The 12,518-nt window shown below is 37.7% G+C and carries 9 protein-coding genes and 2 riboswitches; of the genes, 1 reads left to right on the forward strand and 8 read right to left on the reverse strand.

From position 1 onward, the window contains the following. Positions 1-34: 34 nt before the first annotated feature. From H9L23_RS10810 to H9L23_RS10845, 8 genes are all read right to left on the reverse strand, one after another. Positions 35-625: a DUF6580 family putative transport protein gene (locus tag H9L23_RS10810; RefSeq protein ID WP_187594965.1), complete on the reverse strand. Its 591-nt coding sequence runs from the start codon at positions 623-625 to the stop codon at positions 35-37. Between the two features lie 40 nt (positions 626-665). Beyond that, positions 666-2,534, reverse strand: coding sequence for a TonB-dependent receptor plug domain-containing protein (locus tag H9L23_RS10815; protein WP_187594966.1), 1,869 nt, complete (start codon positions 2,532-2,534; stop codon positions 666-668). A gap of 98 nt (positions 2,535-2,632) precedes the next feature. Continuing rightward, positions 2,633-2,826: riboswitch (cobalamin riboswitch) on the reverse strand. A 394-nt stretch (positions 2,827-3,220) separates the two neighbouring features. Further along, positions 3,221-4,324, reverse strand: coding sequence for a DUF5074 domain-containing protein (locus tag H9L23_RS10820; protein ID WP_187594967.1), 1,104 nt, complete (start codon positions 4,322-4,324; stop codon positions 3,221-3,223). Positions 4,325-4,342: 18 nt separating this feature from the next. Continuing rightward, a complete protein-coding gene (locus tag H9L23_RS10825) occupies positions 4,343-5,275 on the reverse strand; it encodes a PKD domain-containing protein (protein ID WP_187594968.1) in 933 nt (310 codons plus the stop codon). 58 nt (positions 5,276-5,333) lie between these two features. Then, entirely contained in the window at positions 5,334-6,467 is a 1,134-nt protein-coding gene (locus H9L23_RS10830; protein ID WP_187594969.1) for a PKD domain-containing protein, read from the reverse strand. A gap of 35 nt (positions 6,468-6,502) precedes the next feature. Then, positions 6,503-7,639, reverse strand: a complete 1,137-nt coding sequence (locus tag H9L23_RS10835; protein WP_187594970.1) for a YncE family protein — start codon at positions 7,637-7,639, stop codon at positions 6,503-6,505. Positions 7,640-7,648: 9 nt separating this feature from the next. Continuing rightward, on the reverse strand, positions 7,649-8,776 hold the full coding sequence (locus tag H9L23_RS10840; protein ID WP_187594971.1) for a YncE family protein: 1,128 nt from the start codon (positions 8,774-8,776) through the stop codon (positions 7,649-7,651). Then, a complete protein-coding gene (locus H9L23_RS10845) occupies positions 8,773-10,809 on the reverse strand; it encodes a TonB-dependent receptor (RefSeq protein ID WP_187594972.1) in 2,037 nt (678 codons plus the stop codon). The genes H9L23_RS10840 and H9L23_RS10845 overlap by 4 nt, the downstream gene beginning before the upstream one ends. A gap of 95 nt (positions 10,810-10,904) precedes the next feature. After that, positions 10,905-11,100: riboswitch (cobalamin riboswitch) on the reverse strand. Positions 11,101-11,183: 83 nt separating this feature from the next. Between H9L23_RS10845 and H9L23_RS10850 the strand changes: the two genes are divergently transcribed. Continuing rightward, a complete protein-coding gene (locus H9L23_RS10850; protein ID WP_187594973.1) occupies positions 11,184-12,431 on the forward strand; it encodes a serine hydrolase in 1,248 nt (415 codons plus the stop codon). Positions 12,432-12,518 lie beyond the last annotated feature (87 nt).

The following is a 12,518-nucleotide window of genomic DNA, read 5'->3' on the forward strand; positions in this document are numbered from 1 at the left end:
TTTTCGTTTGGTTGGTGAACTACCAACCAGGTAATTATAATTTTTGCGTTTGCAATTTTAATACCGGGTATTTTGCTTTTAAGATTTCGAAAGCACCGAAAAGCAATGCGCCATAGATCACTGTTCCTTCCAGGAACCTGATCTCGAATGGAATTGCTTTAACCAAACATGCCCAAAAACCTGCTAAATCTTGTGTATAGGCTGGATTTTTAAACCAAACACCGATGTCGCTCACAATCCAGTGGATTAACACAATCACAAGGGTTGAAGCCAATAAATTTACCACGTTCACTTTTTTAAGCATTACCCTACCTACCAATACCATTAAAGCGAAGGCTATGTAAGTCCAGTACCAACCTTCGTAAAGAAAACCACTGCTATATTTACTGAAGATAGTGATTGATAAAATGAAATCGCTTAATAACAAGCTTAATATTGGAAAGGCAAAAGCTTTAAGATGATCTTTAAAATATGCTCCTCCAAATAAAGCTACTGCTCCTATGGATGAGAAATTGGCAAACTTTAATTCATCAGAGTTGAATGTTACCAGCAAACGGAAAGCCGTTATGGCCAGAATCATCAGCAACAAAATTAAAGTGCGTGGATTAAATTTTAAATGAGACATTTTATTTTGGTTAATGTGTATACTGCAAAGTTAAATTTTATTAGTGTATATTAAAAATTACTCCAGTATTAAAGTTGAAACCTAAGCTGTTGTAACCAATAATCTCGTTGTATTTTTCGTTCAGGATGTTTTTGGCATCGAAGAACAGTTTTACACGTTTTTTAGCCAGAGCATATTCTGCGTAAGCATTTAATAATTTATAAGCAGGTAAATTATCTACTGTATAGGTGGTAAAATTACCATCGGTACGTTTGCCGAAATAACGATAGTTGGCGCTTACATATAAATTGCTTGTAGCCTGTGCGCCCGCAGTAATCCCAAATGTATGTTTTGGTCTGCGGAAAAGATAGTCAGCAACAGCATTATCAACAAAGTTGAACTCATTTCCTTCTACATAAGCATAATAACCATTGATGTTAAACACGCCGAATTTAATCGCTGGTTCAACTTCGAAACCTTTGGTTTTCTGACTTACCTGGTTAATGTATCCATTAGGGTAAGCATAAATGATTGCATCGGTTAAATCGCGTTTGTAACCTGCTAAACGCAAGCTAAATTTGTCATCAGCAAAGCTAAAATTAACACCAGCTTCGTAATTCTGCGATTTTTCAGGCTTTAAATCCAAATTAGCACCAAACTGACCAAAAAGCATGTTTAAGGTAGGAACTTTAAATGCGGTTGAAACCGTTCCGAATAATTTTATCTCTTTAATGATGTTGATGCTTGGGGTAATAGAATAAGTATAGTTTTCGCCATATTGTTCGTGTTTATTGTAACGTCCGCCAACTTCAAGGTTAAATACACTTAAATCGTGTAAAAATAATGATCCGTAAGCGGCAAAAATGTTGGTTTCAGGTTTATTGGTTGCTGATGATAATTTCATTACACGGTTATCGATACCCACCAATAAATCTAATTTATTACCTAGTTTTTGGTTGTAGAATAAATCCAATAATGATACCCTGCCTTCGTTAACACTAGGATATTGGCTGTGCGCATCATTTCTTGTACTTTCAAAACTATAATTCAAGGTTACTTTACCAGTTGCAAATTCATATTTGGCATTGGTACCTGCAGCAAAGTTTTTCAGAATCGAATAATTGTTTGCATCGGTAAAAGCGCCTCCATCAAACTTGTAATTGCCATAATAATAACGTACAAATGGATTTACAGAGAAGTGATTGTCCAGTTTGATCCCGAAATTTGCATTTAAGGCATCGGTTTTAAATCCGTCTTTATCAAATGTAGCTGTACTTCCCACTGGTGTAGCCGCTTCAGAAATGCCGTCTGTTTTGGCATGGGTATAGTTAATGTTATACGAAAAACCTTCAACACCGCCGTTCAAACCAATGGTTCCTTTGTAGGTTTCGTAACTGCCTGCACTGGCAACACCATATATGGTATTTCCTTTTGGGCCACCTTTTTTAGTGATGATGTTGATTACCCCAGCAACGGCATCAGAACCATAAATGGTAGACTGACCACCCCTTAAAATTTCGATGTGATCAATCTGATCGATAGAAATCAATCTTAAATCGAATGCACCTCCGTTTCCTGATGGATCGTTTTGCACAATACCATCAATTAAAACCACGGCATAAGCACTTCCTGCTCCTCTAAAAAATACCGATTTGTTTAATCCCGGATTGCTGCTTGAACCTGCTACAATAATCCCTGCCTGCTCGCTAATAAGTTCAGGCAATGATTTACCGTTACTGCGATCCAATACTTCGCGACTGATGATGGTAACCACTTTACCGGTTTGCGATTGCTTCTGATCATTTTTAGTTGCAGAAATTACAACATCTTTGAGCTGCAAACTGTCTTGAGTTTGAGCATTAGCCACCTGGCCAATCATTAACTGCGCGAGCCCCAGCCCTGCTACAGTTAGCATACTTTTTTTGTTCATTTGATTGTGAGTTTTGCCCACAGCCAACAGATTAGAAAAGGAAATGAAAATACGAACAACGTTAATATCTCAATCCTAGCTTCAATCCCCGAAAGCTATGAAATTAAACGCTAAAGGCAGGTCTTCTGACTTACTCCCGGTTTTCTGTCTTCCCGCTCAGTAGTGAATTGGGCAGTGACTTATAGATTGAAAAACGTTATAGAGCTTACAGCTGCGGGACAGTTACAGATTTTCACTGTATTCCCTTTTAATCCCGGTTGTAAGGCCGGAAACCAAAAGCAGCGCAAAGGTAGTAAAAAAAGCATAGAGCAAAGAGTGGAAAGCATGGGGTAGCTTTGCGCATATTTAAAGCTTATTATTATGCTAAATCGCGTCTAACTATATACTATTTGAGTATCATTTGATATGATTCACAATATATCTTCCGTGTTTTCAGTGCCTCCGTGGCAAAAAAAATAGGCTCTAGCTGGACACAAAGAATAAGTATAGCTTTTTTCTGAAAATGAATGTCATTGATGCTTCGGAAACAACAGTCCCGTTATCCGCTGTAGCTCCGATGAAAAACCGGAGGCTGCCGCTACTACCGGGTTTATAAATGAGGGTTTGTAGTATTAAAATCAAGCTTTATAAAAAAGGCCTGCAATGATGATTTTGCAGACCTTTAACATTTGAGGCATTATAATATTTTAATGGAAAATGGCTAAATCATTAAAAAATATCTTTGTAAAATCGGTAGTAACGCCATCGCCGCCATATTTAATTCTTTTTACCAATGCACCTGTAGATGCATTGTAAATCAATAAGTAGTTTACAGTAGCGGCTGCCCCATAATTTTGGATTCCGTTTACCACGATATAATCTTTGTTTTTATCGTAGCGGATGGCTCCGTAAACCATAAAAGGATCTTCGGTAATATTAATAAATGGCTGTGATAACGACGTTTTATCACCATCAATATATTTATAAATTGCCTTTCCTGAATGATAGAAAATAGCATTTTCTTTTGCTGATGCGGTAATGCGGGTCGGTGCATCCAATCCAAATGTTCCTATTGATACAGGTAATGCTATACCTGCTGTATCTAAGTTATTATCAATGGCAATTAACCGGCTACCCGTAGAAGCCCAGATTTTTCCATTAGGTGTTTGAGCAAAACCTCTGTTAATGCTGGAGAAACTTTTTACCAGTGAATAATTATTAGCGTATACAATTTTAGCACCATTGCTCTGTAACAGGTAAACGTAATCGCCTTTTTTCCACATATCGCCGGTATTCACCGCACCAACTGAAGTCAGTTTATTTTGCACGGCCAATGTATTCAGATCAATCTGGTAAACGCCGTCATTTGCACTTACCAATCCCCTGTTTCCATCAACCTGTATCATACTTCTCCAGTTGCTGGCCTCCTGTACGTATCTTGCCTCTTCTTTTAAGCTGTATTCGTTTATTTTCACAATCGGGCCGTTTACTTTGGACATGAGATATATGCTACCGTTAATTATTGAGGCAAACTGCAACGTACTCGTTTTAGCCGCATTTGACAATATCTTACCCGGGTTTTCCTTTTCATAAGCCCTGATATTAAGGGTATCTTCACCATAACGGTAAAAACTCACTGTACCAGCATTTTGTCCATAAGAGCCCTCTCCAATTACAAAAAAGCCATTTTCGTATTTACCTGTAACCGGATCTATCTGCAGGTTTTCTACACTGTCCTTTTTACAACCGTATAATCCGGTAGTTAAAACTAATGCCCCTATCAGTAATTGTTTAAAGTTTAATTGTTTCATTATAATATATTGTGTTATTTATTTTTTTAAAAGTTTAAGATCAACCGCGCCACCAAATTCTGTAGAGATTTCGCCCAAATAGCGCGACCGTTCATTATCATTATCAGGGCTAAAAGGATTCCCATTATTATTCTGTGCAGTGTATACCTTTACAAAATCGATAGCAGTGAGATTAACTTTTTCACCGGCGGCATTTACTGCCCAATCAATGTCGAAGGAGTTATATCCTCTTCCCAACGACTCCTGCAAAGCGATGTAATCACTTGATCCATTATCGGAGTAGCCAAAAGCAAAAGGTTTATTGGTGATGATCTCACCAGAGGTAAGTGTGTTTTTAAGCAAAGTTCCGGTAAAAGAAATTTCATTAGCGGTTGCCCATGAAGGAAAATAATCCTGTGCATGGAATTGATTTCTCAACACCAATCCTTCTTTCCCCTGGTTGTCTGTCCAGCGGATATCATCAGTTATTTTTGCGGGTTTGTAATAGGTAATTTTATAATTCTTGATGGTAGTTGAGGCATTGTATTCACTTCCGGCGAGTTCATACCAAATATCATCAGGTAATCCATTTTTGTTTACATCCTGCATTACAGACACAATTCCCGGTTCGGAAAACTCCATATCCACACCAATTAACGGATTACCGTAAATGCCAAGATCGGCTCCGGCTGCATTGGTAACGCTATGATCGAAACCGAATACGATAAAACCTCCATAGGCACCAAGTGAAACCAGACCATTACCAGCACTACCAATTAATATATCGGTTTTAACAAGATCGTTGGTAAACTGACCTGGCGCCTGTTTAAATTCGTATATTTTGTTTAAATAAGGAGATTGTGTAGCAACGGGCTTTTCTCCTCCGCCATCTTTTTCAACTGCACTTTCTTTTTTACACGAAAAAAGCATAGCTGACAATATTGCCAAGGTTATTATAGGTTTTGTTTTCATATTAAGATAATTGAATTAGATAAGAGCGTTAATTCATTATAATCTTTTTCCTAGAAAGCTATTTGATGCCTAAATCCACAGCACCTTTTACTTCGGTAGATATTTCTCCAAGAAGTGTATTCCCTTTTTCCCTTTGTCCGGTATATACTTTCACGAAATCAATGGTATTTAAAGCTATTTTCTTTCCGTTTTTATCAAGGGCCCAATCTAAATCGAAGCTATTATATCTTTTAGTGGCATAATCATCATCTATCGACCAACTATCGGTATAACCCCATGGAAAAGCATTATTAATAAAAATACTTCCGTTTTTACCCCATGTAGAGGTCAGTAAGGTTCCTTTTAATGTTAATTTTTCCTGATCAGGCGCAAATTCAGGGTAGAAATTATGCTTGTGAAAATTGTTTACATCGTAGGTACCGCTATTTCCCTGATTATCCGTCCAGCTTACATTGGCAAAACCTTTTGGGTTGGTATAAGTGATTTCATAATTTTTAATGGTTAATGGATTGTTGTATTCGCTACCAGCCAGTTCATACCATTCATCATCAGGTTTTCCATTTCCATTAACATCCTGACTTACCATTACAATTCCCGGCTCAGCCCATGGTGTTGTACCACCAATCGGATTACCGTAAATAGCCAGATCTGCGCCTGTATTATTCACTACAGAATGATCGAAGCCAAAAATAATATAACCACCAAAGCCTCCTAAACTGATGAGACCGGTTTTGCTTACATCACCTATAATTTTTTGTGCACCAACCAGGCTGCCCAAACTCTCATTAATAAACTGGCCAGGTGCTGGCAAATATTCGAAAACAGCGGTGATATATTTGGTGCTATTGGGTGTAATTTCTACAACCGGAACCGGAACAGTTACTGTGTATTTGTGAGCAAACGAACCGGTGTTGTTACTTGCGGTATACTCAATAACATAAGTGCCGGCTTTACTTGGCGTAAAATCGTAATTATAGACACTGCTTACCACTTTACCATCCAACTTCCATTGGTGATTAAATCCAATGCCATTGTTAGTTCCTGCAGCAAAAGCGATTTTGGTATTTACTTTTGAAGTCATGGTTTCTACTTTGATGGTGAGGTTAACATCTGGTGCAACTTCAGTGTCTTTTTTACAACTGTAAATCAGGGTTGCAATACCGAGCATTACTATTAGATAAGTTTTTTTCATGTGTTATTGATTATATATTTTTTGGATGCTTTTTATTATTCGTATTTATAATTGTAATTGAATACGGCATGTTGCGGCAGCCCCGACGTTTTAAAGCTGAACTTTACTTTTCCATCTGTTCCAAAGCAATATGTAAGGCCTTCGCTGTTATTATAGTTATTGGCATCGGCAACCACTACCTCTTTGCTGAATGGATTAATGGTGATTCCGTAAATGGTATTGATAACCTGCCCATCAGTAATCAAACTTGCACCTAAGGCGCCACTAGTGGTATTAAGGGCTTTAATATCGGGGCTACTGTAAATATCTTTAGATAGATAAGCTGTTGATCCATTGATGGCAATAGCACCCAGATCATAGCTGTAGGATGCAATTTTGGTATCCGTAGCGCTGCTGATCCTATCCAGTGATGGATTGTTATTAATGATATAATCATTCCAGCATACCACGAACAAATCACCATTATCAGCCGCTTGTATCCTTACGGGATTATTGTTTACGGCAATATCTTTTGTTTTGGTAAAGGTTGCTAAATCGATTACTGATACCTTGTTTTTTGCTCCGTTCTGGTAATAAGGATGTGACGAATTGCATACATATAACTTGCCGTTAGCTACTGCCAGTTGTTCAAGTCCTTCAGATAGGGTAATTTCACCATCAATAGCCATTGATGCAGTATCGATACGGCTCACTTTTCCATCATATCTCGAAACGTAAGCTTTGTCTTTATAAAAAGCTACAAACCTTGGGACATAACCATCCGTTGCAGAATTAAATGGAATCCTTTTTAGTGATTTACAGGATTTGATATCAATAATATCCAAAAACGATTGTTTTGTACCCTGAATACCTGCTACGACGCAATACATTTTGCTTCCATATTGCTCTAAATCGTTTGCAGTTTCTCCTAATGATACACCATTTACCTGTTTGTAATAATCGGCAACTGCAGTTTTGGTTGCTACATCATAATAAGAAATGGCACTGTTATTATTCCCCATCAATCCTTCGCAAAGCATATAAATGCCTTTGGTTTCAGAGATTACAGGAACTTTTACTGCTGATGTTTTCGGTTTCTCAGGTTCTTCAACATCTTCCTTCTTGCATGAAGCAAGCAGTATAACCGCTGTAGTAATAAGGATTAAACCTGTTTTGGTGTAAAAATTTCTCATGGTATATATTTAGTTTATAAATGCAATGTGGGCTGGTATATCGCCAGTGGTAACCGACCATTTCAAGCGGCCTTCCGGACTGTAACAGTGTAATTTTCCGGGTGTAACATAATCTTTAGCATCGGTTACGTATACATCTTTACTGGTAGGGTTAACGGCAATTCCGTAAGGGATTTTAATGTCCTTGTCAGTACCGTCTGTAATGAATTTGCGCTCCATTATCGTTTCGTCCTTTACGTTGATCATGTTATAGCTAATTTTATTTTTACCCTCTATGTAGTTCCATTCTGTGCTATAGATATAGGCGTAATCATCATCAATAACCAGATTACCAGCGGCAATATTGAATACTTTTTTAATCTGATCGGTTTGCGTATCAATTACAAAAAGCTTTGAAGTGATGGTATAATAATCACCACGTGAGGTCACGTACAAATCGCCATAACGATCAGCTTTAATGCGATGCAGGTTAATGGCAACCTCAATGCGTTTAATTTCTTTAAGACTGGGTAGATCGATTACTGATACGGTATGCTCATAATCCGGCGGACTATAACCACCAGAATTGGCTACATATAATTTAGTGCCGATAATGGCCATTTCTTCCGGCTGTCTGCCTACCTCAACAGTACGGTTTATGATGAGCGCCGCCGTGTCTATCTCTGCCACAATACCATTCGGTGCCTTTGGATCGCCAACTTTACCTAAATAAGCACTTACATAAGCTTTGCCATTACTGAAAGTGATGTAACGGCAATTGGTGATATTGATTTGTCCGATTTTCTTTCCGGTTTTCACATTCAACACCTCAACTTTATTCGATACGTTAACCACTACATAAAGCTTGTTTCCATAACGTCCAATATCATTTCCCACATCGCCCAAACCTTTGGTTACCTCTGGGTTTACCTGATTGTACAAGTTGCGGGTATAAATGCCATTTACAAGGTCCATATAATCTAAAGAGGCCTTGTTCATATTCATATTGCCTTCATTAACCAGGTAAAAACCTTTAATAGCAGAAGTTGGCTCTGGTTCTACCCTGCTAATTTCTGAAGGCAAAGGCTGGGGATCTTTTCTACAGGCGCCAATAATCAGCAGTAGCAATATGTATATCGTAGATTTTAAAGGCCTCATAGCTTATAATTTAGGGTTAGCCTGTAATTTCTACCCGGCATAGGGAAATTTGGAATAAGGTCGTAGTATTGGTTAAGCAGGTTATTTACTTCACCATTGATATTGATACTTCCTTTTTTTAGTTTAAACTCATAACCAATGGCTGCATCATGGGTATACCAGGGCTCCATGTAATTATAAATGTTGTTTGCCCTTTGATTATATCGGAAACCTGTGTAAATAAAACCATAGTTTGCATGCCAGTTTTGGTAATCCAGGCGTGCTAAAAATGAACCACTGTTTTCGGGGATATAAGGAATCTGATCCTGATAAGTTTCTTCCAGTTTTGAAATTACATCGACTGCCTTTTGATAGGTGTAATTCAGTCCAATATTAACCAGTAGATCAGCAAAAGGCTCAAATGCGGTTTTGGTATTAATTTCTAAACCATGAATATCGACCAAACCGATATTGTACATAATCCAGCGGTACAGGTTTGCCCCCGGTTGTGCCACAATTTTATCTTTTACCCGATTGTAATAAACATCAGATTGGATATCGATAAACTTTAATTTATGGTTTTTAAAGTTTTTGAAATAAGTTATACCAACATCATATTGTTTAGTGTACTCAGGGTTTAAAAGTGTATTACCAATAAAAGTATAATACAGATCATTAAAAGTAGGCATCCTGAAAATGTCTTTATAAAATGCCCTGATCCTGATGTCCCGATCCTTTAACAACTTCCACGACAGCATTACCGTTGGACTAAAAACCTGCTTGTTACCCGCTGAAGAATATAATTTTACCTGATCCATTACAGTGGTGCTCAATAGATTTGCCTGGATGGTGAGCTGTTCTAGTGTTAGCGATGAACTTATCACATTTAAAAAGGTATTCCTGCCTGGGTAAGGAAAACGATAAATATTGGCATCCAATGTTTGATAGGTATAATCAGATGCATAAGCCACTTCCCAAACCGAATTGATTTTATATTTTCCAGAAACAGATAAGTATGCTTCCTGCTCTTTAAAGCGGTTATCTAAAAAGCCTGTGGTGGTTACATAATCGGGGTCTAAATAACGCTGATAAACATAAGCGTATTTTCCATTTACGAGAATGCTGAATTTATCGGATAGGTTTTTCTCTACACTCCCCTGGATAAAGAAATCGCGGTCCCATATTCTTTGCGTAAAATCGAACCTGTTGGCCACAATTGCACCTGGTAATCCCCTGTCTGATAAAAAAGAATAAGCTTGAGCGTGCCATTTTCCATTTTTAAATTTGCCAAACAATGCAGCCTGTAAGCGAAAACGTTCTACATCGCCATTATTTCTTACCGCAGTGGTATCAAAAACACCATTGGTATACCTGAATTTATATTTCCCATCGGCATGTATATATTCGGTACTGATACTGGCATTTAAATTCTGGTTAATTTTATAGCGATAAATTAAGGAAGGATTGATCAATCCAAACGATCCGCTTTTTAAACCCAGCTCAAATTGCTGTTGCTGGTTTCCTTCTAAATCAGGTTCTTTGGTTTTTAAATAAATGCTGCTTGCCGAAGCATAACCCTTAGCCGGAATAAGTAATTCTGGCTTTTGCCCGCTATATAAAGCAATTTCCTGGAGATTGCTAAGCGAGAATTTCCCTAAATCTACCTGCCCGTTCTGTGCATTGCCAATCTGGATGCCGTCTAAAAAAACTGAGGTATGGTTGGTGCCCAGGCTTCGAACATTTACGGTTTTTAAACCACCTATCCCACCGTAATCTTTCAATTGTACACCCGAAAAGTAACGGATGGCATCAGCCACTGATAAACTATTGATTCTTTTCAGATCTTCGCCAGATAAGATCTGAAGCGGTGTTGGTGATTTGCTTTGCTCGGTTAAACGGTACTCCCTGATCTGAACCTCTTTCAGCTGCGTTGCTTTTTTGGTACTGTCAGTTTGCGCATAGGTATTTAAAGGCAATAAAAATCCTGTCCACAAAATGGAAGAAAATAGAAAAAACCGCATTGTGCCCGCATAGGCAGAATGTTTTTGTGTCATTTTGATTGTGAGTTTAACCCACAGCCAACAGATGGAAAAGAAATGAAATACGGTTACGTAAGTACATCACCCCTTAGCTTCAATCCCCGAAAGCTATGAAATATAATGCTAAGGCAGGTCTTCTGACTTACTCCCGGGTTTCCGGCCTTCCCATCCCGACAAGTCGGAACAGTGGCAGATTGATTGGAAATCCGTTAAGGAGCTTACAGCTGCGGGACAGTTACAGATTTACACTGTATTCCCTTTTAATTCCGGGTGTAAAGCCGGAAACCAAAAGCGCTGCAAAGGTAGCAAAATTAAACAACATGTAAAATGGATGATGGAAACCGCTCTTTTTAACAGAAAAAGCTAAATTAGGATTCAAATTTCCCCCCATGAAAAGGATTTTAATTATTGCATTTTCTTTGATCAGCTTATCTGTTATGGCACAAAAAACCGATACCGTTTTCCTAAAGAAATTGATGGAGAGTAAACCCGAACTTTTTTCGGCTGTGCTCAATCACCCAGAACATAATCAAATACAGATTCTCTATACCCAAATAAAGCGTGACGCGAAGAATAAACCCACATTTAAAACTTTTAGCTACCATTTAAATCCGCATCATTATTTTTATCCTGCCAGTACGGTTAAACTTGCGGCCGTAATTTTTGCCCTCGAGAAAGTAAATAAGTTAAAAAATACTGGTTTAACCGCTAAAAGCACTATGATTACGGATAGTGCGTATAAAGGGCAAACCAAAGTTTTAAAAGATACCAGTGCTAAAAATGGTTTACCTTCTATTGAGCATTATGTTAAAAAAATTTTGCTTACCAGCGATAATGATGCCTTTAACCGTTTATTTGAATTTATTGGCCGTGCCGAAATTAACGAAAAATTAAAAGCAAACGGCCTAAACGATAGCCGGATTTTGAACCGTTTGGCTATTGGCGATGCAGGCGAATCAGCCAAACATACCAATCCAAATAAATTTTATAACGGAGACCAACTGGTGTATAATCAACCGGCACAATATGATCCAAAAGATTATGAACTGCAATTAACCAACCTGATAATGGGTAAAGGCTATTTAGACAGTGCCGATAAACTGGTGAATAGGCCATTTAGTTTGGCAGGAAAAAATGCCTTTGCCATCAACGATCAGCAAAAACTGATGCAGAAACTAATCTTTCCGGAAGCTTTTTCAGCTGATGAACGGTTTAGCCTGACTGCAGAAGATTATAAGCTGATTTACACCTACATGAGCAAATACCCAACGGAAAGTAATTTTCCAAAATATGATCCGAAAGAATTTTGGCCTACCTATGCAAAAATGCTTTATTACGGACGCGAACTGGTAACGCCAGATCCAAACATCAGGATTTTTAATAAATATGGCGACAGTTACGGTTTCATTATCGACAATTCTTATTTCGTTGATTTTAAAAATGGAGTTGAATATTTTCTGACTGCCGTTATTCAAAGTAACGAAGATGGAATTTTCAATGATAATAAATACGAATATGATACGGTTTGCTTCCCTTTTATGAAAAATCTTGGTCAAAGCATTTACAATCTTGAATTAAAAAGAACCAAAAAGCATAAACCAGATCTGAGTAAATTCAAAATGGATTACAATCACTAAAACCTTTCGCTTAATTGATGGTTTATAGCCTATAAATTGTATAAAAAACTATACATTAATTAAAAAATAATATATTCGCATTTCAAA

This window comes from Pedobacter roseus (assembly GCF_014395225.1).
GTDB lineage: Bacteria > Bacteroidota > Bacteroidia > Sphingobacteriales > Sphingobacteriaceae > Pedobacter > Pedobacter roseus.

Excerpts from the sequence above, each read along its gene's own strand:
- H9L23_RS10810 (WP_187594965.1), bottom strand. The coding sequence starts at position 625 with ATGTCTCATTTAAAATTTAATCCACGCACTTTAATTTTGTTGCTGATG.
- H9L23_RS10815 (WP_187594966.1), bottom strand. The coding sequence starts at position 2,534 with ATGAACAAAAAAAGTATGCTAACTGTAGCAGGGCTGGGGCTCGCGCAG.
- H9L23_RS10820 (WP_187594967.1), bottom strand. The coding sequence starts at position 4,324 with ATGAAACAATTAAACTTTAAACAATTACTGATAGGGGCATTAGTTTTA.
- H9L23_RS10825 (WP_187594968.1), bottom strand. The coding sequence starts at position 5,275 with ATGAAAACAAAACCTATAATAACCTTGGCAATATTGTCAGCTATGCTT.
- H9L23_RS10830 (WP_187594969.1), bottom strand. The coding sequence starts at position 6,467 with ATGAAAAAAACTTATCTAATAGTAATGCTCGGTATTGCAACCCTGATT.
- H9L23_RS10835 (WP_187594970.1), bottom strand. The coding sequence starts at position 7,639 with ATGAGAAATTTTTACACCAAAACAGGTTTAATCCTTATTACTACAGCG.
- H9L23_RS10840 (WP_187594971.1), bottom strand. The coding sequence starts at position 8,776 with ATGAGGCCTTTAAAATCTACGATATACATATTGCTACTGCTGATTATT.
- H9L23_RS10845 (WP_187594972.1), bottom strand. The coding sequence starts at position 10,809 with ATGACACAAAAACATTCTGCCTATGCGGGCACAATGCGGTTTTTTCTA.
- H9L23_RS10850 (WP_187594973.1), top strand. The coding sequence starts at position 11,184 with ATGAAAAGGATTTTAATTATTGCATTTTCTTTGATCAGCTTATCTGTT.